Source organism: Bacteroidota bacterium (genome assembly GCA_016213405.1).
GTDB lineage: Bacteria > Bacteroidota > Bacteroidia > Palsa-948 > Palsa-948 > Palsa-948.
Map to the genome: position 1 here is coordinate 12,326 of JACRAM010000079.1, position 22,648 is coordinate 34,973.

22 protein-coding genes are annotated in these 22,648 nt (G+C 40.6%); 11 read left to right on the plus strand and 11 right to left on the minus strand.

What is annotated here, in order from left to right:
• Window positions 1-7: 7 nt before the first annotated feature.
• The 7 genes from HY841_10060 to HY841_10090 all read right to left on the minus strand — a co-directional run bounded on the left by HY841_10060 (window position 8) and on the right by HY841_10090 (window position 7,243).
• Window positions 8-2,077, minus strand: a complete 2,070-nt coding sequence (locus HY841_10060) for a hypothetical protein (GenBank protein ID MBI4931096.1) — start codon at window positions 2,075-2,077, stop codon at window positions 8-10.
• A 413-nt stretch (window positions 2,078-2,490) separates the two neighbouring features.
• Entirely contained in the window at window positions 2,491-4,071 is a 1,581-nt protein-coding gene (locus tag HY841_10065; protein MBI4931097.1) for a F0F1 ATP synthase subunit alpha, read from the minus strand.
• Between the two features lie 104 nt (window positions 4,072-4,175).
• On the minus strand, window positions 4,176-4,733 hold the full coding sequence (gene atpH / locus HY841_10070) for an ATP synthase F1 subunit delta (protein MBI4931098.1): 558 nt from the start codon (window positions 4,731-4,733) through the stop codon (window positions 4,176-4,178).
• 1 nt (window position 4,734) lies between these two features.
• Window positions 4,735-5,250 carry a F0F1 ATP synthase subunit B gene (gene atpF, locus HY841_10075; GenBank protein MBI4931099.1) on the minus strand — a complete coding sequence of 172 codons (516 nt, stop codon included), beginning with the start codon at window positions 5,248-5,250 and terminating at the stop codon, window positions 4,735-4,737.
• 89 nt (window positions 5,251-5,339) lie between these two features.
• Window positions 5,340-5,579, minus strand: a complete 240-nt coding sequence (locus tag HY841_10080) for a F0F1 ATP synthase subunit C (protein MBI4931100.1) — start codon at window positions 5,577-5,579, stop codon at window positions 5,340-5,342.
• A 47-nt stretch (window positions 5,580-5,626) separates the two neighbouring features.
• On the minus strand, window positions 5,627-6,730 hold the full coding sequence (gene atpB, locus HY841_10085) for a F0F1 ATP synthase subunit A (GenBank protein MBI4931101.1): 1,104 nt from the start codon (window positions 6,728-6,730) through the stop codon (window positions 5,627-5,629).
• A gap of 144 nt (window positions 6,731-6,874) precedes the next feature.
• Window positions 6,875-7,243 (minus strand): hypothetical protein, encoded by a 369-nt coding sequence (locus HY841_10090; protein ID MBI4931102.1) that lies wholly within the window; start codon window positions 7,241-7,243, stop codon window positions 6,875-6,877.
• Window positions 7,244-7,292: 49 nt separating this feature from the next.
• Here HY841_10090 and HY841_10095 point away from each other — a divergent pair, with 49 nt between their 5' ends.
• The 10 genes from HY841_10095 (at window position 7,293) to HY841_10140 (ending at window position 17,423) form a co-directional block, all read left to right on the plus strand.
• Window positions 7,293-11,111: a GHKL domain-containing protein gene (locus HY841_10095; protein MBI4931103.1), complete on the plus strand. Its 3,819-nt coding sequence runs from the start codon at window positions 7,293-7,295 to the stop codon at window positions 11,109-11,111.
• Between the two features lie 71 nt (window positions 11,112-11,182).
• Window positions 11,183-11,602 carry a cobalamin B12-binding domain-containing protein gene (locus HY841_10100; protein ID MBI4931104.1) on the plus strand — a complete coding sequence of 140 codons (420 nt, stop codon included), beginning with the start codon at window positions 11,183-11,185 and terminating at the stop codon, window positions 11,600-11,602.
• A gap of 13 nt (window positions 11,603-11,615) precedes the next feature.
• Window positions 11,616-12,107: an MCE family protein gene (locus HY841_10105; protein MBI4931105.1), complete on the plus strand. Its 492-nt coding sequence runs from the start codon at window positions 11,616-11,618 to the stop codon at window positions 12,105-12,107.
• 6 nt (window positions 12,108-12,113) lie between these two features.
• Window positions 12,114-12,215, plus strand: a complete 102-nt coding sequence (locus HY841_10110; GenBank protein MBI4931106.1) for an addiction module protein — start codon at window positions 12,114-12,116, stop codon at window positions 12,213-12,215.
• A complete protein-coding gene (locus HY841_10115; GenBank protein ID MBI4931107.1) occupies window positions 12,176-12,325 on the plus strand; it encodes a hypothetical protein in 150 nt (49 codons plus the stop codon). Before HY841_10110 ends, HY841_10115 begins: the two co-directional genes overlap by 40 nt.
• Window positions 12,326-12,883, plus strand: a complete 558-nt coding sequence (locus HY841_10120) for an ORF6N domain-containing protein (protein MBI4931108.1) — start codon at window positions 12,326-12,328, stop codon at window positions 12,881-12,883.
• A 230-nt stretch (window positions 12,884-13,113) separates the two neighbouring features.
• The gene (locus tag HY841_10125; protein MBI4931109.1) at window positions 13,114-13,752 is read left to right on the plus strand and encodes an enoyl-CoA hydratase/isomerase family protein; all 639 of its coding nucleotides are present in this window, start codon (window positions 13,114-13,116) and stop codon (window positions 13,750-13,752) included.
• On the plus strand, window positions 13,742-14,155 hold the full coding sequence (locus HY841_10130) for a MaoC family dehydratase (protein ID MBI4931110.1): 414 nt from the start codon (window positions 13,742-13,744) through the stop codon (window positions 14,153-14,155). Before HY841_10125 ends, HY841_10130 begins: the two co-directional genes overlap by 11 nt.
• A gap of 157 nt (window positions 14,156-14,312) precedes the next feature.
• A complete protein-coding gene (locus tag HY841_10135; protein MBI4931111.1) occupies window positions 14,313-15,092 on the plus strand; it encodes an enoyl-CoA hydratase/isomerase family protein in 780 nt (259 codons plus the stop codon).
• Window positions 15,093-15,188: 96 nt separating this feature from the next.
• Window positions 15,189-17,423, plus strand: coding sequence for a CotH kinase family protein (locus HY841_10140; protein ID MBI4931112.1), 2,235 nt, complete (start codon window positions 15,189-15,191; stop codon window positions 17,421-17,423).
• 15 nt (window positions 17,424-17,438) lie between these two features.
• Here the strand turns inward: HY841_10140 and gatD are convergent, their stop codons facing one another.
• The 4 genes from gatD to HY841_10160 form a co-directional block, all read right to left on the minus strand.
• The gene (gene gatD / locus HY841_10145; GenBank protein ID MBI4931113.1) at window positions 17,439-18,824 is read right to left on the minus strand and encodes a Glu-tRNA(Gln) amidotransferase subunit GatD; all 1,386 of its coding nucleotides are present in this window, start codon (window positions 18,822-18,824) and stop codon (window positions 17,439-17,441) included.
• Window positions 18,825-18,831: 7 nt separating this feature from the next.
• Window positions 18,832-19,230 (minus strand): four helix bundle protein, encoded by a 399-nt coding sequence (locus tag HY841_10150; GenBank protein MBI4931114.1) that lies wholly within the window; start codon window positions 19,228-19,230, stop codon window positions 18,832-18,834.
• Between the two features lie 53 nt (window positions 19,231-19,283).
• A complete protein-coding gene (gene gatE / locus HY841_10155; GenBank protein MBI4931115.1) occupies window positions 19,284-21,257 on the minus strand; it encodes a Glu-tRNA(Gln) amidotransferase subunit GatE in 1,974 nt (657 codons plus the stop codon).
• 247 nt (window positions 21,258-21,504) lie between these two features.
• Window positions 21,505-21,888, minus strand: a complete 384-nt coding sequence (locus tag HY841_10160; GenBank protein ID MBI4931116.1) for a DUF2116 family Zn-ribbon domain-containing protein — start codon at window positions 21,886-21,888, stop codon at window positions 21,505-21,507.
• A 222-nt stretch (window positions 21,889-22,110) separates the two neighbouring features.
• Between HY841_10160 and ssb the strand changes: the two genes are divergently transcribed.
• The gene (ssb, locus tag HY841_10165) at window positions 22,111-22,452 is read left to right on the plus strand and encodes a single-stranded DNA-binding protein (GenBank protein MBI4931117.1); all 342 of its coding nucleotides are present in this window, start codon (window positions 22,111-22,113) and stop codon (window positions 22,450-22,452) included.
• Window positions 22,453-22,648 lie beyond the last annotated feature (196 nt).

The following is a 22,648-nucleotide window of genomic DNA, read 5'->3' on the forward strand; positions in this document are numbered from 1 at the left end:
ATATTATTTATTGTTCCTTTTCTAGTTTTTCTATTCTTTTAGAAAATAATTTTAATTGTTCTTTCAAAATAATATTCTCATCCTGTAATTTTTGATTTGATTTATGTAAATCAATTACGTCAAGCCATAGTTCCTCAACATTCATTGTAATGCCCTTCATGGTTTCGGGAACATCAAGCCCGTTGGTAATAATATCATTTCCAGATTTTAAACCATCTAAATGCTTATTTTTTCTAAGTGATTTTTCTCTTTCTTCGTATGTTTTTCTTTTGTGATCTTTTTCAAGTACATAATCAGCCCAGTCAGCTAGTTTTGTAACATAAAATTCCTGAGAAACAAATTTGCCTCCAACAGAAAGCATCGCATTAGAATGGGCACCTGTTGGTTTTTGAGTGCCAATGCGAACTTGTCCGTTGGCACCAATAACCATCAGAGTTGTATTGCCGTTTCCATTCTTAAAATTAAAAGCAGATGGGGACTGGAAAGAATGAATATAAAAATTTACATCACCATTAGGGTCATTATCTACAGAAATACCTCTCCTTGTAGGAACAGCGTTATTACCAAGTATCTCAAATGAATTTAATACTTGATAATTATTATTAGCGTCATAATTTACAAGAGAAACATCGCCTTGTACAGTTAATTTCTTGTAAGGAGAAGAATTTCCTATTCCAACCTTGCCGTCATTTGTGATTACCACCGCATCAATCCAGTTTATCTGTCCGTTAGTATGCACCGGAAGAACTCCTGATGTTTGAAAAATCATCTTTCCACCAGAAATTGGATCGCTGGGATCACTGTTGAAACGAATCGCATTTGCATATCCATTGATAAGTGTTACATCGTTTGTTCCATCAAAATATGCATTGTGAAAAATGGCTTCGGTTCCACCGTCATGAAAAGCAAATGCATTTCCTATTTGTAATTTTTCTTTGGGGGTATTATTTGGAGTTGAAAGACCTATTCCGGCATTGCCTGTTATCCCATCAATTGTCATCAGAGTTTTAGCGGGAGAAAAATATCCATTTTTGAAATTAAATGCAGAGGGACCCTGATTAGAATTTATATAAAAGTTGAACGAACCATTTGGGTCAGGGTCTAAACCTATACCTCTTCTTGTCGGTTGCTGATCCATGCCGAGTATTTCCAGTCCACTAAAACCATCGCCTGGATTTCCACCACCACTTGTGTTGTAATTTGCAAGTGAAACATCTCCATTGACAGTTAACATTTTATAAGGGGTGGTTGTTCCAATTCCAACATTACCAATCGAGGTAATACGCATTTTCTCAGCAGTAGTTGGATTAGCAGTTACATCTGTTTTGAAAATCAAATCAGCAGTATTAAGTGTGCCAATAAAATCATTCGGTGCAATGGTGTTGCCCTGCACTTCCCAAGATGCTGCTAATGGCACAAAAGAAGAGATTTTTAAATTTCCGCTCGCATCAGCAGCAAGAATTCTGTCTCCTGTTCCGGTTAAATTACTTACTGCAACAGAAGAAAATGTTGCGCTTGAATTTTGCTGAACTCCTGCGGTTGTTTGCACCGTGCCATCAGGAAATTTAAAACCTCCTAATGTGCTTTGAATTGTTCCTTCTACTGTAAGTTTTTCAGAAGGAGAGAAAGTTCCTATTCCGACTTTGCCGATGTTACCGGCATTAATAATTGTGTTATTATCATTTGGAGAAAATATTACAGTGCTGCTATCACAAATCATACTACCACCACCTTGTTGACCGCTAGTAGGAGGAATGATAATGCATGTAACTTGAGTGACCGTATCTGCTGTTTGAATGCGCAATTCTCCGTCATCACGCATAGCGCCTTTTTCGGTAACGACCAGTGAATTCTTACCTACTTTCAGCAGTTGAACGCTATCGCGGGTGGCTGTGGTTTGAAATGTTCCGTCAGGAAATAATAAAGTGTCTGTTTTGGTAATTCCTTTTACTTCTAATTGCGTTGTTGGAGTGGTTGTTCCAATGCCTGCATTACCGCTTGAAGGAAATGTATTTTGTGCGTTAAGGAAATTTGCACCACAAAGGAGCAAAATAACCGGAAGTAATAATTTTTTCATATTTGATTTTTTTTGTGAGTGAGCGGACAAATTCAAGAACAAATGTATGCTCGAAATAGAATTTGTCAAGAGAAAAAACCAACTATTTAGACGAAGGGCAGGATTTCTTAGACGAAATGAAAGAACATTGATGAAGCGGGGGCTGTTTGCCCCGTTGGATATTTATCCTACGGGGTTTGCGCGAGGGATAGAAGCGGAAATCCTCTCCGCACATAAATTAATTTGCAATATGCTTTGTGAGATTGCTTCGGTCGAAACGACTCCCGAAGGGATGGATTCCCACTCGCAATGAGGGTTTGCTTTATGTGCGGGGATTGCAGCGGATAGCCCGACTTGAGCAAAGCGAGAGGCGCGCCCACCTTTCGATGAGCGTTTGTATTATGAGATTTCTCGCTTTGCTCGGAATGACTTCGTCACTTTTTGTATTTGGCGGCAACTTCTTTTGCCAGGGCTTCGAGTGTGTCGGTGATTTCGCCTGTGAGTTTGCCTGCGCGCAGATCATCCAGCACGTTTTTGTGTTTGGCTTCTATCAGGGTGAGAAAATCTACTTCAAACTCTTTCACCTTGTTCAATGGCACATCGCGTAAGAGTCCTTTTGTTCCGCAGTAAATGATGGCGGTTTGTTTTTCCACCGACATGGGAGAATATTGCAGCTGTTTGAGAATTTCCACGTTACGCGCGCCTTTTTCCAAAATAGCTTTTGTGGAGGCATCGAGGTCGGAACCGAATTTGGAGAATGCTTCCAGTTCGCGGTATTGCGCCTGATCGAGTTTCAACGTTCCCGCCACTTTCTTCATGGATTTTATCTGCGCGTTTCCGCCAACACGCGATACGGAGATACCTACGTTGATGGCTGGGCGGATGCCTGCGTTGAAAAGATTGGCTTCGAGAAATATTTGTCCGTCAGTGATGGAGATCACGTTGGTGGGAATGTATGCCGATACGTCACCTGCCTGTGTTTCAATAATAGGAAGTGCCGTTAATGAACCGCCTCCTTTCACAATTGATTTCAATGAAGGAGGAAGGTCGTTCATGTTTTTTGCAATGTCATCTGAGTTGATGATTTTTGCAGCGCGTTCCAGTAAGCGTGAGTGGAGATAAAACACATCGCCCGGATAGGCTTCGCGCCCGGGAGGTCTGCGGAGCAGAAGAGAAACTTCGCGGTACGCCACTGCCTGCTTTGACAAATCATCATAGATAATCAGTGCCGGTCTTCCTGTATCGCGGAAATATTCTCCGATTGCCGCGCCCGCCATGGGAGCGAAGAACTGCATGGGTGCGGGGTCGGAAGCGGTGGCGACCACAATTACCGTATACGCCATGGCTCCGCTTTCTTCCAGCACGCGCTGTATGTTCGCCACGGTTGAACCTTTCTGGCTGATGGCAACATAAATGCAAAATACGGGCTGACCTTTATCGTAAAATTCTTTTTGGTTGATGATGGTGTCAATGGCAACGGCAGTTTTTCCTGTCTGACGGTCACCGATAATTAATTCACGCTGTCCTCTGCCGATAGGAATCATTGAGTCAATCGGTTTGATGCCTGTCTGCAACGGTTCGTTCACAGGCTGGCGGAAAATTACGCCAGGCGCTTTGCGTTCAATGGGCATTTCGTAAAAGGGTCCTTCCAGTGGTCCTTTTCCGTCAACGGGATTTCCGAGCGCATCCACCACCCTGCCAAGCATTTTTTCTGTTACGTTGATGCTTGCAATCTTGCGTGTGCGTTTTACCACATCGCCTTCTTTAATATCGTGTGAAGAGCCGAGGAGCACTGCGCCCACATTGTCTTCTTCCAGATTGAGCACGACTCCTTTGAGCCCGTTCTCAAATTCAATCAACTCGCCTGACTGAACTTTGGTGAGTCCGTAGATGCGCGCGATGCCATCGCCTACCTGCAATACGGTTCCTACTTCTTCGAGTTCGTTTTCGGATTTGAATCCCGCTAACTGTTGTCTCAGGATGTTTGATACTTCTGCCGGTTTTACTTCTGCCATATTATCTACTAAATTACCAATCAGTACTAATGTACTAATCAGGGTTTGTTTTTGTTGTTGCTTTTACTTTTCGTATTTTTCGTACAGTTTCGTTTTTCGATGATTTAATATTCTTTTATATACGGATTCTCACTGAACTCTATAGAAAGTTTTCTTATTTGTTTCGCGATGCTTGCATCCACTCTTTTATCACCTACCTGCAACGTGAAACCGCCAATGAGTTTGTCGTTTGTTTTTTCTATGAGTTCCACTTCTGATTGTCCGCCATCTTTAATTACATCGAGCACTTTTTTTCTTAAATCCTCATCAAGACCAAAAGCGGTGGTGACCACAGCGGAAAGAATCTTTTTATGTTCCTTGTATTGTTTTAAAAATTCCTCAGCAATGGCATCCAGAAACGATTCTCTTTTTTTTGTAGCAAGCAGTTGAACAAACAATTCCGATAGCTTGGAAATTTTTCCTTTAAACACTTCTCTCAGTATGGATTGTTTTTTGTCGGTTTTAATTATCGGGCTTTTCAACAGGACAGCAAACTCGTGATTGCTTGCGCATACCGTGTGAATTAATTTCATGTCGTCACACACTTTTTCCAAAACGCCTTGTTCAAGCGCCAGTTCTTTGAGTGCTTTTGCGAAACGTACTGCTGAGCGTGTGCTTTTCATATCAATTCATCTTCACTTCTTCGAGCAGATTCTTAATAATTGTTTTCTGCTTGTCTTTTTCAGAAAGTTCCTGCTTCAGAATTTTTTCAGCAATTTCAATCGAGAGATGCGCCACCTGGTTTTTCAGTTCTGTTATCGCTGCCATTTTTTCGTTATTGATATTTTCGCGGGCAATGGCGACTATTTTTTCTGCTTCCTTGCTGGCTTGGCTTTTTGCTTCATGAATCATATTTTCTTTTATCTCTCTGGCTTCTTTCAGAATAACATCACGGTCATTTCTGGCTTTTATGATAATTTTTTCGTGGTCTGATTTCAGCGAAGCCATTTCTTCGCGCGCTTTTCTGGCGGCATCCAGCGCACTCTGAATGGATTCTTCTCTTTCCTGAAGTGATTTCAGGATGGGCTTCCATGCTAACTTCTTGAGAATATATAGCACGATGAGAAACGCAAGCAATGTCCAGATGATCAATCCGTAAGAAGGACTGAGGAGTGGATTTAATAATAGTATTCCTAACATATTATTTATGATTAGGTAATCGGTATTCGGTGAATGGTAATCGGTGAACAGCCACCGATTACTGATTACAGATAGCCGATTACGGCTGTTTATAATCCGATGAGCATACCGATAACAATTGCAAACAGAGCCGGACCTTCAATGAAGGCAATGGCAAGAATCATGTTTGCGCGGATGTCTCCGAGTGATTCGGGCTGGCGTGCAATTGCACTAAGTGCACCGTTGCCGATTAAACCGATTCCGATTCCGGCTCCTGCCGCTGCTGCGCCTGAGCCGATTGCCGCAAGACCTTGTCCTGATGTGATTTCAAGTAATGTTGTGAGTAACATAATTGTATTTGAGTTTATGGTTTATAGTTTATTGTTCAAAGTTTTTATTAATGGTGTTCTTCTGCGTGATGGGGTTCTTCCAGACAAGAGCCGATATACATCGCGGTCAGTAGCGTGAATACAAATGCCTGCAGGAATGCTACCAGCAATTCCATCGCATTCATGAAAAGCGCGAATGCCATTGACACAGGAGAAAATCCCCAGCCGCCTGCATCGCTTTTTGTACTGAAAACAAAAATCAAACAGATGAAAGATAAAATCACAATGTGTCCTGCTGCAATGTTTGCAAAAATTCGAATCATTAAAACGAACGGGCGCTGAAACACGCCAATGATTTCAATCGGTGTGAGCAAAAATATTTTCACCCATGCCGGAACTCCGGGCATCCACAAGATGTGCTGCCAGTAATGTTTGTTGCCGATGAATAAAGTGATGATGAGAACGATTGCCGCGAGCGTGAATGTAACAGAAATATTCCCCATGATTCCGGGAAAACTTGGAATCAGCCCGATGAAATTACTTATCCAGATAAAAAAGAAAAACGTGAGCAGGAGCGGAAGGAATTTTCTGTAATGTTTTTCTCCTATGGATTGTTTAGCAATGTCGTCACGCACGAAAATAATCAGCGGTTCGATGAGTGATTGGAATCCTTTTGGCGCTTGCCCTTCTCTGCGTGAATATGATTTTGCAACAAAAATAAAAATCAGCAGTGTAAGAAAAGAAGCGATCAAAACTCCCATCACCGCTTTTGTAATGGAAAAATCATAGGGTAAAGGACTATCATCCGTTGTTTCAATGTGTCCTTCGTGATTGAGTGTGTAGCCGTGATAAGATTCACCGCCTTCAAACTTGCTGGAAAGAAAAATATCCAGACCTTTTTCTTTTGAATAAAGAATAACAGGAAGCGGAATGGAAATTCCGCCTTCATGCGGACCCGCAATGTGCCACTCATACTTATCCGTAACGTGATCAATGATAAACTTACCAGGGTTGAAATCTTCTTGTTTCTCTGTAAACTGCTCAAACTCCTGCGCTTCGGTATCTTTCTCTTTTACGAATAAATAATCTGTAAAAAATGTGATGTAAGCAAGGAAGCCACCCCCAACGATAATCAAAATAATCAGAAATGTTTTATTGATTTTTCTTGGCATTTTTTTCTCTATATAGAATTCAATTTTTCTTTTTAAAGCGGTGCAAAACTATACATTTCATCTAATTAGCAAAATGATTTTTCTCAGACAATTAACAACACGAATCATACGGATAAAACAGGAAGAGGCGGAAGAAATTCTTCATTACTTTTTCAGTTCTTTCAGAAGGACGGGCACTTCAAACACGGTGAAGAAAAAATAATGCGCCATAAACCCTATGGCGAAAGGAATCAGCGTGGGTTTGTCATAAAATCTGTACGCCAGAATTACCATTATATATAGAAAGAAGCGAAGTGCAGTTGAGCCCATATAGAAACGGATGAAACCCTGCGGCTTGCCTTTTGAGGCGTTGAGTGAAAGAAAATGGAAGGCGATAGTCACTGCAATAAAAAATGCGAACATCATCCACACGTGAGGAATATGTTTTTCAATCGGCATGAAACGAATCCAGCAGAAATCAATGATGGCAATGGTAATAGAGAAAACAAGAAGTTTGGCGAGAAAGTTTTTCATAAACAGTTTGCTAAAATAGACATTCTTGCTTTATTCCTACTTTTGCTCAATGCGGAAATCCTCCCAGATAAATAATTTTCTCCGAAGCCGTTTTGTTTTGCTTTTGTCCGCAGTGGTTTGTTTTTCCATTTCTTTTTTTATCCGTCAGCTGTCGGAAGGGAATTCAGATTTCAGTTCAACGGCAATACAGTTTGAAAATGTTCTGGATAAAAAAGAAGAGCATGCAAAAAAGGAGCTTGCAGAACTTGCCGAGAAAACAAAAAAGTGGACTTATAAAGAACTCATCAGCGAAAAACCCGGTTATTACGAAAGTTTATTTGAGCGCGAAGGACTTGTGTTTCTGATTTTTGAAAATGATTCGCTCCGATTCTGGACGGACAATACGGTGGCGGTAAGCAATTATCTTTCACAAAATTATTTCAACGACAAAATAGTGAAACTCCCGAACGGGTGGTTTGGTATCGAAAAACTTTCAAAAGGGGAAAAACAAATTTTAGCACTCATCCTGCTTAAGCGCGAATATCCTTATCAGAATAAATATCTGACGAATGAATTTCAAAGTGACTTCGGCATAAATGCAGATGTAGAATTAAGAGTTGATGCAGATAAGACCGGACAAAAGAACAGCGTAGAAAAATCTTCAGGCGGAGATGTATATGAAAAGGAAGGCGAGTATTTATGCACGCTTGTTTTTCCTTCATCGAGTACAGGAAGTTCTTTTAATTTTTTTCTCGCGGTTCTTCTTAACCTGTTGGGATTTATTTTTTCTGTTTGGTTTCTGCAATCAGAAGTTGATTCGCTGAAGGACAAAATCGGCAGAGGATGGTCTGCATTACTACTCGCAGTTACGATTATCATTCTCCGCTACCTCACCATTGAAATTGATTTCCCTAAAATCTTTTATGAAATAAAACTTTTCAACCCTGAGTTATATGGCGATGCCTCTTATTCATGGCTCGGTTCGCTGGGCGATTTGATGATCAATGCTGTTCTGTTTTTCTATCTCGCGTTCTATGCTTTCAGAAATATACCTGTGGAAGAAACTAAAAAAGATTTTTTTGAGCACGAGAGAAGTGCGATTTATAAATGGATTTTTCCTTTCCTGATACTTACTCTATTATTTCTTTTTTCAGGAATCATCAATTATGTTTTTTCCGGAATCATCAGCAACTCAAATATTCCGTTCACGCTCAATGATATTTTCAGCCAGAATTTTTTCACTTACATGGCTCTTTCCGTCATCGGTTTGTTTTTCATTTCTTATTTCCTGTTACTGGATAAAATAATTGATATCATCCGCATGATGAAGTTGAAAAGAAAAGAAATCGTAACCGTTACGATTTCATCCACAGTTGTTTTTACTGTCATTTCCCATCTGCTCGGAACCGTTGACCTCATTCTTGTTTTCTGGCCTGTATTTCTTTTTTCTTTTGTAGTGTGGGCAAAGGAAAAACAATTCCGTTATTCTTTTTCGGTGATTGTAATTTTGCTTTTCATCATTTCATTTTTCTCCGCGCATGTGGTATTGAAATTTTCTGATAGGAAAGAGCAAGAGAGCAGAAAAATCTTTGCGCAGAAACTTTCTGCCGAACAGGACCCGCTTGCTGAGCATCTTTTCACAGAAGTGGAAATTCCTATCAGCACGGATACTGCGCTCATCAATCTTCTCGCACATCCGTATCATAAGGATAAATCACCCATCAATCTTCCTTCCGACAAAAAAGAAAATTTCACACGCCAGCTCATTGCAAAATATTTCAGCGGTTACTGGGAAAAATATGAAATTAAAGTTTCGGTATTTGATACGACTTGTCTCCCCATCGTGCAGGGCTCATCACCTGACCGCGATAACCTTAATTATTTTGAAGAAACAATTTCTTCCGAAGGAATTCCAACCGAGAGCAACAGTTTTTATTATCTCACAAATTCCGAAGGGAGAATTTCTTACCTCGCTCGCATTCCTTTGATTCAGACAAATATTTTTTCTTATCGCATAGGCGACCTCTTCATCGAGTTTGATTCAAGAATTGTTTCGGAGGAAATGGGATTTCCGGAACTCATGCTTGACAGAAAATTTGGAATCACTCCTGATTTACTGGATTATTCCTATGCAAAATACAAAGATGGAAAACTGATTACTTATCACGGGAAATTTCCTTACAGCTTGTCGGCAGAAAGTTTTTTACCTGATAGTTCTTCCGGAAAAGATTTTCCAAGAAGTTCTTTTTCTGAAATAGATAATTACAGCCATCTCTCATTCATGACGGATGATAATTCATTGGTGGTCATCAGCAAGAAGGAAGATGGGAGAATCGCAATGGTCACCACCTTTTCTTTTCTGTTTGCGTTTTTCAGTTTGATGCTTTTGATTCTTCTTTTTCTTCGTTTCATCATTTTTGAGAGAACCATCCGCGTTGATTCGTTCCGAAGCAGAATTCAGTATGTGCTGGTTTCAATGGTTTTGTTCTCGCTTTTATTTTTTGGTGCGGGAACGGTTTACTACATTAAACAGCAATACGAACGGCAGACACAGCAAAGGGTGCGCGATAAAATGCTTTCATCACTTGTGGAAGGAATGCAGGAACTTGGCGGTGAAACAGAATTAAAGCAAACCAAATCGGATTATTTTTCCTATGTGCTGAAACGAATGTCAAATATTTTTCTCACCGACATAAGTTTGTATGACAAGGAAGGCAACCTTGCCGGTTCATCGCAGATGAAACTATTTGACGAAGGATTGCTCTCGAGAAAGATGTGCCCGGAATCCTATTTTCGTTTAGCATTGAAACAAAATATAGAATTCATCCACGATGAAAAAATAGGGAACCTGGAATATCTTTCTGCGTACTGTTCGTTCAGAAACAATGAAGGTAATTTGCTCGGTTATCTGAACATTCCGTATTTCGCACGGCAGAGCGAACTGGAAAAAGAAATTTCTGCCATACTTTCTGCTATCATTAATATATATGTATTGTTGTTTGTGATATCGGTGATTCTCGCGCTCGCCATCTCGGAATATTTTACAAAGCCACTCAAACTGATTCAAGGGAAACTCAGTAAGATAAAACTCGGCATGGCGAACGAGCCCATTGAATGGAAATCGCAGGATGAAATCGGAAGTTTGGTGAACGAATACAACCGAATGATTGACCAGCTTCAGAAGAGTGCAGAACTCCTTGCTAAATCAGAAAGAGAAACAGCGTGGAGAGAAATGGCAAAGCAAGTGGCACATGAAATAAAAAATCCGCTTACACCGATGAAACTCAGCATCCAGCATCTTCAGCGCACATGGAAGAATAAGGAGGATGATATGGATAAAAAAATTGAACGCATCACCGCCACGATGATTGAACAGATTGAAACACTTTCAACTATCGCCAGCGAATTTTCAAGTTTCGCTAAAATGCCGACTACCGTAAGTGAAAAAGTGGATGTAAAGAACGCGCTTGAGAACTGCATTTCTCTTTTCAAAGATTCCACCGACACGGAATTTACTTTTGATTCTTCGCTCGATGAAGCATTTGTTTACGCAGACAAAGAACAAATGCTCCGCGTGTGTAACAATCTTCTGAAGAACGCACTGCAGGCAATTCCTGAAAACATGCAGGGAAAAATTGATGTATCTCTCTTGCGAAAAGATAATTCGCTCATCATCAAAATAAAAGATAACGGAACAGGAATCGCAGAAGACAGAATGAATAAAATTTTCCTGCCGAACTTCACTACTAAGACAGGTGGAATGGGTCTTGGTCTTGCTATGGTGAAAAGTATTGTTGAAACTTTCAATGGAAAAATCTGGTTTGAAACTTCGCGTGGTTCAGGAAGTACTTTTTTTGTTTCGCTTCCTGAGTACGCCATCAGCGAATAACGAATCTCTACGAATATACGAATCAATTTTTCGCAATGTGAATTACGTTCCATTCGTATATTCGTATCTCAATTCGTAATTCGTTAATGAGACCAATCAGAGTTTTAGTTGCAAAAGTCGGACTTGACGGCCACGACCGCGGTGCGAAAGTGATTGCTTCGTTTCTGCGCGATGCGGGAATGGAAGTAATTTACACAGGTCTTCGCCAAACTCCCGATATGGTGGTGAACTCCGCGTTGCAGGAAGATGTGGATGTGATCGGAATAAGCATTCTTTCCGGTGCGCACAATACCGTTTTTCCGAAAGTGATGAACCTTATGAAAGAAAGAGGGTTGAACGATGTTTTACTCACAGGCGGAGGAATCATTCCTGACAAGGACATGAAAAAATTAAATGAACTTGGCGTAGGAAAACTTTTTCCTCCAGGAACGGATACAAAAGAGATTGTGGAGTATATAACGGAGTGGGTGAAATCAAATAGAAAATTCTAAAAACAAAACAACAATGAAAAACATCATCAATAAATTTACTGTGATTAGCAGCATTTTACTTTTTACAATTGCTTTTCAGTTTTTTTCCTGCAAAAAACCTTGTGAGAACAAAATCATTGCCGTATTTGAAAGTGCGGGAAGATTGGAAGAAGGGAATAAAGTTCAGTCAAAAGGGATTGAGATAGGCGAAGTCACCCGCATTGACCTGAGCGGAAAAGGAAAAGTAATTGTGGAGTTGTGTATTAATCCTAAATATAAGATCCCCAAAAATTCTACATGCAGTGTTTCTATGGTTAGTTTATTCGGAGACAAAATAGTTGAAGTCATTTATTCAGAAGATCCGACATTTTGCGCTAACAACGATACCATTCAGGGAAGCAACCTGTCCACGCTCGGAAATGTATTCAAATCAATTATTGATGAAGTGAAAGATTCTTTAACATTCACTGATAGCTTGGGGAATAAAGTCAACATAATAGATTCCATTCAAAAGAACGCGAAATAATTCCTCATGAACTTTTCAGAAATAGTGCAACTCAGTGTGCAACAAAGGATTATTTTGGTGGACGCGATATGGGAAAGCATTACTGCAGACCGAAAAAAAATCCGCTAGACGAAGAACAAATTGAAGAAGCGCAACAAAGAATAATTGCCGCTCAAAAGAAACCTTCTTATCTGAATCATTGGGAGAAAATGAAATCACATGAGAAGAAGAAGAAATAAATGAGTAAGCATATTGCCATATCCGATGAAATGGTGGTAAATAAGATTTACCATATAAGAGGACAAAGGATAATGCTTGACAGGGACCTTGCGGAACTATATGGAGTAGATGTAAAGCAACTCAAAAGACAAGTAAGGCGAAATATCAGTCGTTTCCCGGACGATTTTATGTTTGAATTAACCAAAGCAGAGTTTGAAAATTGGAGGAGCCAATTTGGCACCTCCAATTTTTCTGATAAGATGGGATTGCGTTACAACCCTTTTGCATTTACTGAATACGGAGTACTGATGTTATCCAGCGTTTTGAAAAGTGCCAGAGCCATACAAGTGAACATACAGATAATGCGTGTTTACACAAAAATGAAACAGTTACTGCTTACGCATAAAGATATACTGGCAAAGATAGAACAGTTAGAGAAGAAATTAATGAAACAGGGGAGAAAGAATAAAAAATACGATGAGCAGATGCAGTTGCTTTTTGCATATCTTGAAGAGTTATTGCCAAGGAAGAATGAACCGATGAAGAAGATCGGATATAAAAGAAAAGATGAAGAGTAATATCTGTAAAAAGAAACCATCCTATTTGAGCCACTGGGAGAAAATTAAAAACATACAGGCAAAGAAGAAATAGTACGTTGAACTTTCAAAGTTCACCATCAAAAATCTGCAACCCTCTGATAATAGCAGCGACTCAGTAATGAACAACTCCCCGTTAATTGTTAAGTTTTTCTCATCGAACGGGAATAAAATCAATTGTTACATTCGTTGAATTATTTTGGCTGAAGAGTATGACTTTCGAAAACCTACTCACAAAAATTGATGACGGTGTATTTACTATTACCATTAACCGCCCCGATAAACTTAACGCATTGAACAAACTCACGGTGCAGGAACTCGGAAGGGCAATACAGCACGCTAAAGAAAATACGGATGTAAAAGCCATCATCATAACAGGTGCCGGCACGAAAGGTTTTGTGGCGGGAGCAGATATTGCTGAATTTATCGGACTCTCTCCTTCAGAGGCAAAATCAATGGCAACAGAAGGACAGCGTGTTTTCAAATCCATAGAAGATTGTCACAAGCCGGTGGTTGCCGGAGTGAATGGTTTTGCGCTTGGTGGTGGTTGCGAACTTGCCATGGCATGTCATCTGCGTGTGGCGAGCGACAACGCAAAGTTCGGGCAGCCGGAAGTGAACCTCGGTTTAATTGCGGGCTATGGCGGGACCCAACGACTCATACAGTATATCGGCAAAACAAAAGCTATGGAACTTCATCTTACGGGCGATATGATTACAGCAGATCAAGCACTTGAACTCGGACTGGTGAATTATGTTACCACGCAGGAGCAGCTTATTTCAAGGTGCATTGAAATTATTAATACAAAAGAAATGGTTCATCCAAATTACAGAAATATATATGGAAATTAAAATAGAAAACGGGTTTCAATACAAATATGAATTCAGCTTTTTCAACGATGATATTATCGGGTTTGCTAAAGTTTCTGGTGATAATAATCCCATTCATCTGGATGAGGAATATGCAAGCAAAACAATCTTCAAGAGGCGCATCATACATGGATTTTTAGGAGGCAGTGTGTTTTCAAAAGTGTTCGGAACCATAATTCCGGGAGAAGGAACCATTTATCTTTCTCAGTCGCTGAAATTTATGGGACCCATGTATATCGGTGAACCTTATACCGCAGTGTTTGATTTTTTGGAGGTAGATGTGGCAAAGCATCGTGCAAAAGTTCAGACAAAAATTGTTGACTGCAATAATAACGTTGTTATTTCAGGCGAAGCATTGGTGCTGAATCATAATAAGATTGTATGACAGAAGAAACTTTATACCAAAGGTAAACGGAAATCCGAAAATGATTACACCGATTTTATTTTGATTACACAGATGAAACAACAGAAAAGCAATCGGTGTAATCATGTATTTTTTCGGAAATCTGTGTAATCTCGGTATAATTAAACAAAAAGTTTTTATGACTTTCAAGAAATTGCTCACTAAAATAGAAAATGGAATTCTTACCATCACCATTAACCGACCTGCGAAACTGAATGCATTGAACAAAGGCATGGTTCTGGAAATCGGACAGGCGATAAAATGGGCAATCGAAAATCCGGATGTAAGAGGCATCATCATCACCGGTGCGGGTAATGAAAGTTTTGTTTCGGGTGCAGATATTACTGAATTTACAGGAAAAACTCCTGAGGAAGGAAGGGCGATGGCGCAGTTGGGGCAAGCCACTTTCAAATCAATAGAAAATTCTCCCAAACCGGTTATTGCAGCAGTGAACGGATATGCTCTTGGCGGTGGATGCGAACTGGCAATGTCATGCCACTTGCGTGTGGCAAGTGAAAATGCAACGTTCGGTCAGCCGGAAGTTAGCATTGGTGTGATTGCAGGTTATGGAGGAACTCAGAATCTCATCCAGTGCATCGGCAAAACAAAAGCAATGGAACTGCATCTCACAGGCGATTGGATTTCTGCAGAGCAGGCGTTGAAATTCGGTCTGGTAAATTATGTTACCACGCAGCAACAACTCATTCCAAAGTGCGTGGAGATACTTGAAAAAATAAAAACCAAGTCTCCCAAAGCGGTGGGCGGTGCCATTGTAGCCATGAACGCCTTTTTTAAGGACGGAGTGGATGGATTTCAGGTAGAAGTGAACGAGTTTGGAAAATGTTTTTCCTATGAAGATGTAAAAGAAGGCACTGCAGCGTTTATTGAAAAAAGAAAACCTAATTTTACGGGGAAATAATATTGACTTTTTTGTTCCTTTTGCATTGGGATTAAGCAGAGAAAATTTTATGTAACTTCCAGTCGTCAAAACCGTCTTAAGTCAAATCCCGATTACATGAAAAGATATCTTCTCTTTTTATTCTTAATTCTAAATTCTTCATTCTTAATTTTTTCCCAGGATTTCTACGCCATTGACACTATTCAGAAAATTGAAATCTCTTTCTCCCAGCCCAATTGGGATTATATTCTTGATACTGCAAAACAGGGGAGTGACAGCTATACAATGGCACAATGGGTAAAAATAAACGGAGTTCAGTTTGACAGCGCGGGAGTAAAATACAAAGGCAACAGTTCCTACAATCCTAACAATCTGAAAAACCCTCTGCACATTGAACTCGACCATTTCATAAGTCAGGATTATCTCGGATACAAAGACATCAAACTCAGCAATGGATATCATGAACCTTCTTTTGTGCGCGAAGTGATGCTCTATTCTATTTTTCAGAATTATGCCGAAGCATCCCGCGCCAATTTTGCTCAGGTATATATCAACGGTCAGTATTGGGGAGTATATTCAAATGTTGAAGCCGTAACGAATACTTTTCTTGATGATCGTTTGTTTTCAAACAATGGCACTTTTATCTTTGCAGATAATGGTGGCTGCGATTTAAGATACAAGGGAAATGACAGTACAATGTATTATACTCCTTACACGATGAAGTCAACGTATGGATGGGCTGAGCTTATGCATTTATGCGACTCACTCATAAATAATATCAGCGGGATTGAAAATATTCTGGATGTAGATCGCACACTCTGGCTTCATTCATACACAAACGCAACCGTTACGCTCGACAGTTATCTCGGAAATTCTAAACACAACTATTATATTTACGAAGACCACAATGGCAGATTCAATCCAATCATCTGGGATTTGAACGGTGGATTAGGCGTATTCAATAAACTTGATTTTGGTCCGGGGCTTACTACGGCACAAATGCAGAACCTGACTCCACTTGCCCACGCCAATGATTCCATGTGGCCGCTGGTAAAAAACCTGCTGGCTGTACCTATATACAAGCGAATGTATATTGCGCACATGAAAACCATCATGAGTGAAAATATTTCCAACAATTATTATTACACGTTCGCGCAGCAGTTGCAGTCGATTGTTGATACTGCTGTTGCTTCTGACCCAAAAAAGTTTGATACTTACGCAAATTTCCTGAGCAACCTGAATAACACGGTGATACAGGGACCCAAGACCATTCCGGGAATTACTGAACTGATGATAGCGCGGAATACTTTTTTGAATTCCACGGCTGAGTTTCAGCAGGTGGCTCCGGTGATTTCCGGTATCACTCCATCAAATTCTTTTCCGCTTATCAATTCAAATGTATTTATTACTGCAACGGTTTCCAACGCAACAGCAGTTTATCTCGGCATGAGATATTCTGTGATGGAAAGATTCACGCGAATAGTAATGTACGATGACGGTCTGCACGGGGATGGAACTTCGGGCGATGGCGTGTATGGTGTTTCTGTTTCTGTTTCTCAACCCGAAATTCAATATTACATTTATGCGGATAACAACAATGCAGGAATTTTTTCTCCTGCCCGCGCGGAGCATGAATATTATACGCTGGATGCTAATTACGCTGCGTTAAGCGCAGGGCAAGTAGTGATAAACGAAATCATGGCAGTGAACAACACAACCATTCAAAACGCAAACGGAGTTTATGGCGACTGGATTGAACTTTACAACACAACCTCCAATACCGTTTCGATGGATTACCTGAATTTATCGGATAATATTTCCAATTCCACCAAGTGGCAGTTCCCGAACGGCAAAACTATTTCGCCAAACGGATTTTTGATTGTGTGGGCGGATAACGATACTTCCTCCACCGAAATTCATTGCGACTTTGGATTTTCAGGAAACGGAGAGCAGGCGATTATTTCTTATTCCAACGGAACCATTCTTGACAGCGTAAGTTTCCCCGTTCAAACTGCCGATATCACTTGGGGAAGATATCCCAATGGAACCGGACCATTTATGTTTTTAACACCCACTTTCAACGCAGTAAATTCAATTGCGGGAGTGGGGGAGGAGATGAATGAGAATGATATTTCTATTTATCCGAATCCTTGCAACAGCCAGTTTACAGTTTACGGTCTGCGGTCTATGGTTGAGTTATCAGTTGTTGATGTACTTGGAAATAAATTGTTGTCCGCAACTGTAAACAAGAAACAGGAAACCGTAAACCTGAGTGTAGCGAGCGGAATTTATCTTCTCCACATTCAAAACGAAAATTACTCTCTGACGAGAAAAATTGTTGTGAATCATTGATAGGAAATGCGGTTCTTACTTATGCACCTTCCTGATAAACTCCTCCACTTCCGGCACACCGCCTTGCAAAACTAAATAGCCGTTGTAAGGTTCGCGCTCGGTAATATCTGAACAGATTGGATTCAGCATCATCTTTTTTACTTCCGCAGGGTCTTCAGTTTGCCCGAGCACCCATCCTAATTTTATGTAAGCGGTTTCAGGTAACATGTTTCCCAGCGGCACCACTCCTTTTGCCATCATATCGCGCCCGGTATCGTAAACAAACATGTGCACATATCCCCAGATAGTCTGCACCACCATAAAAACAGAAACGCCTTCTTCTTTTGCTTTTACAATTGCCGGATAAAGTTCTTTGTTCACATGCCCTAATCCAGTGCCCACGATAACAATTCCTTTATATCCCGCATCAATCATGGCAAACATCACATCGGGTTTCATGCCGGGATAATAATACAACATCGTTGCTTTTTCGCTGAAGAAAGGATAGAGTTCAACATTTTTATCTTTTCTGCGATGATGATATTCATTCTTTATTGGGATAATATTTTTTCGCGTAACTCTTGCCACAGGCGTATCGCCAATGGTTCTGAACGTGGAACGATAGGAAGAATGCATTTTACGTACACGTGTTCCTCTGTGAAGCAATCCGTATTCATCCGAAGTGGGACCAAACATGCACACCAGAACTTCCGCGATATCAGACGTGCCCGCGGTGAACATGGCGTGCATGAGATTCAGCGCAGCGTCAGAACTCGGACGGTCGGATGAACGTTGAGAGCCAACTAAAATAATAGGCACGGGAGAATTTTGCACCATGTACGTAAGCACTGCAGCAGTGTGTTGTAAGGTATCGGTGCCGTGACCGATCACTATTCCGTCAATTCCGTTTCTGATTTCTTTTACGATGGCGTGAGCAAGCGCTACATATTGTTTCGGTCCCATGTTTTCGCTGAACACGGCAAAAATCTTTTCTGTATCAAGATTGCAGATGTCGGCAAGTTCAGGAACTGCACCGTACAATTCTCCGGGAGAAAATGCGGGAATGACCGCGCCCGTTCTGTAATCAAGCCGCGAAGCAATAGTTCCTCCCGTTCCGAAAAGTTTTACGTGAGGCAATCCTTTGGTAACCGGAAATTGTTTTTCCGGAATCTGGTAGTTTGCTTTTTTATATCCTGTTTCGCGAATGTCCGTAATCGTGTTTATATCTACACCGATGTTGTATCCCGTAATAATTTTCAGAACGATATGTTCATCATCTGTATTCTCCGCTCGCGGAAGAATGGTTCCCTGAAAAAGTCCGCGTGTGGAATCAACATCCACTGCCGCCCAAACCCGTGCATTGTATTTCTTCAACACTTCTAATGCCTGTCCTTTATATCCCTGAAAAATAGTTGAACTCATAAGTCGGTTATCGGTTATCGGTAAGTGGTAATCGGTTACAAAAAGTATCTGCTTTATTAATCATAGCGTTTAGCATTTTTCCCACAGAAGAGCAGTGACTTAACAGGTCTTTTGCAGCTTCCATGGAAATATAGGAACAATCTAATGCTGTTTCAATCCAGTGTTGTGTTTCCAATTGTTCTCCATCAGCATCGGTTAACTTACTTACAAAATGTTTTTCATATTTTCTTTTCGCCCATGCCTCAGCAATTTGCGCTCCAACTGACCGTGATGACCTTCTTATTTGGTCTGTAAGAGAATACATTTCTTCTTTGGGAAACTTTTTTGAAACCTCAAAGATTTCTCCGGACAATTGTCTCGATAGTTTATATACTTCTAACTCTCTAAAACTTTTTACATATTCCATGTTATACTTTTTTTAATTGTTATCATTTATGTTTACCGTTTACCTGTTACCGTTTACTGATTACCGATTACTGATACATTCAGTTCAGCGAGATTCATATTTCCTAAAGCGGTTTTACTTATCTGTCCCATAATCCAGCTTGAATCCACATCTGTTTTCTTTGACAGTTTGATTTTTTTAAACTTTTCTTTCAGGAAAGGAATAGTTTCGGTTAGTTCTTTTTTAGAGCAATGCTTGTAGTGAATGTTCGTGAGAACAGAATCAAAATCCAGTTTCGGGTGCTGATAATATTCAACCAGCATTTTTCCGGCAATGTTTAATTCCATTTTTTTATCCTTCAGAAATTTAAACAGGTCGAATATTTTTTCATAGCTGAATTCGTCTGTGCTGTCATAATTATTTTCTACAAATTTCATCGTATGCCCTAAGAAAGTTCCGGTAAAGCGCGGACTTATTTTCAGTTCATCATTTATTTTTTCGATAAGAGGCATAAGATTTTTCTTCAGGATAAATGTAAAAACACCCTGCGGAACTTTCCATGCATTCAACTGCTGAATGCGGTCAAAAATATCAATCGGAATTTGTTTGCGGATGGCTTCAATGTTTTCATCTTTCAAAGGAATGGGAGCGGAATCGGTATCGGGATACATGCGGTCGGCACCGGGCAGCACGCGCTCAAAAATGGTTGTTCCTCCATCCGTCAACGCTTTTCTTGTTTCGTTAGGAATACAATTAAAAGCCATGCGGCATCTTTCTTCCACCGTCTCAATAGCCGTGGGAATATCTTCTTTGGGTCCCCATAAAACAATCCACGCATCTTCATTTTTACAGGAAAGAAGTTTTGAAATCTTTTCCGCTTCCTCATCCGAAATATTTTTTTGCAACTCTTCCGAATGAATCATGTTGGGCTTTTCAATGCACGCAATTACTTTCAGCCGCGTTGAAATTTCATCGGCAAATAGTTGCTTCGGTTGCGTGAAGTGAGAAAGTATTCCTTTGAATCCCGGCAAATGAATGGCAATTAGCAGCCCCCCTTTGTCCCCCCGAAGGGGGGAAATTTGCGCGTGTGGGAATTCATCCGCGTTTAACTTCACCGAATTCATTTTCCATTTCTTCTCATCCCCGACTTTCTCCTTTAATAATTTAATGATATGAACCAGCGCCCATTGTCTGAAACATTCATTGTGGGTGAGCTCAGGCATCCATTTCGTATGCGCAACACCTTTTATTTCCACACGAGTGCCGCCTTTGCAACTCACGTTTACATCCGCTCTGGTTGAACCAATTCCGGTTCTCACTTTCGCTGTGCTGCGGTTAAGAAAACGAATATAATCAGCCGCTTCTTTTACCTCATCCGGATTTTTGAATTCGGCTTGAGTTACGGTTTCAATGAGTGGCATTCCCAATCTATCGGTTTTGTAAATCCGCGAATGCCCCACATCAGAAATCTCACGGCAGGAATCTTCTTCAATACTTAGCTGTATAAGATTGATTATTTTATTTTTCAGCTGAATCTTTCCGCCCACGCCAATGATAGCGGTGCGCTGAAACCCCGCGGGAATGCTGCCGTCAAGATATTGCTTGCGTGTGATGTGCACTTCGCCTACCACATTCATTTTATTTAGAATTGAAATCTCCAGAGCAATATCAAGCGCAACGGGGTCTATCGGAAACGGGGGAGTGTCATCCACTTCATAGGTACAGGCAGTTTCATTTTTAATCCGGTAAGTAATATTTTTCCGGGTTTTAAATTCCATCAACGCAGTGCCGTCATACTCGCCCAGTTCGCTCAGCGTTGGGCGCATGTGCCTCACTATTTCAGCGTCAAAATCATTGTGTGAATTAAATTTGCCTGCGGGGCAGCGGCAAAAAAGTTTTCGGGCTGTCAATAACTGCTGGTGAACTTCCAGTCCCGACATAAATCCTATGCGGTCGTAGTCCGCCTGAGTGGCTTCTTTTCGGGATACATATCCAATTGCCTTTTTGCTCTGCTCGTAATTCTGCTCAGGGTCAAATGACTGGCTCATCTTGTTTTTATTTTGAGATTACACAGATTGAAGAATGATTACACAGATTGTTTTTTGTATTTAATCTGTGCAATCTGTTTTTTCTTTTTCGGTATGGTGTAATCTTTTTAATAAAGAGGTCAAACGTACAAGATTTTTTTAAAAACCACGCAATCAAACAGCACATATTCAATAATAAAAATGAAAAAATTATTGCACAGAGATAAGCATTTTAAAATTTTTCCCGAAGGGGCTCCTTCAGAGCAGATCAGCCAATAGGCTCATTTGTCTTTTTTTCCGCATCCCACTTCACCAGAAAGAAATAATCTTTTTCCAGAGGGAGATATCCGTACTCATAGCAGAAATAATAGGTATCGCCTTTTTTGGTTTTGTATGTGTGTGTAATATGTTTAAAGCTGAATCCTTTTTCGTGCAGCTTTTCTTTATGCACATTGGCCTTTCCTTTTCCCTGTTCCACTTTTTCTAAAAGTATTCTTCGGTTCTTCCGCAAAATAGTATTCACCGAGCGCATGTAGTTGGTGGTATCGCTGTTCTGTTTGTTGTTGTATGCATTCCGGCACAAATCAGAACAGAATTTTTTGTCTATCCGGCCTTTAATCGGCTCTCCGCACTCCAAACATTCTTTTGCCATTCGTAGAAATTTCCACGAAATTAAACTTTATCCGATTACAAACGCTTACAAACGCTTAGTTCCGTATACAAATGTTTAATAACCGAATCAGGTCGCCAACCCAGTGCACCTTTGTATCAAATAAAAACCAGATGCAAACAGATGACAACAGCCGATTCAAACAGATAACACATCCGTATGAATCCGTTCATTCATCCGTCTGCATCACAAATTAAAAACAACATGAACACATTAAGAAACAAAGTTCAGCTCATCGGAAACTTAGGACAAAATCCTGAAGTGAAAGAACTCAATGGCGGAAAAAAAGTAGCGAAGTTCTCGCTTGCCACCAACGAAACGTACCGCAACAAAGCGGGCGAAAAGGTAACCGACACACAATGGCACAACCTCGTTGCATGGGGCAAAACCGCTGAAATCATTGAGAAGTATCTCAAGAAAGGAAGCGAAATTGCCGTTGAAGGAAAACTCCTCAACCGCAATTACACCGACAAAGAAGGCGTGAAGCGCTATGTAACCGAGATACAAGTGAGCGAACTGCTCATGCTCGGAGGAGGAAAAAACTAAAAGCCCCCTTTTATCCCCCGAAGGGGGAAATTAGAAAAGCTCTGTTCGAAAGAACGGGGCTTTTTTATTGTGCGCCATCCATGTTCTTTTACTATAGGGTGCAAGTCCCGAACACACGTTGATAACGCGAAGTGTTAGCTGAAAGCAAGTGCAATGTTGCGAGGCATTGTGCGGAGGAAGCCGAAGGCAAAAGCAA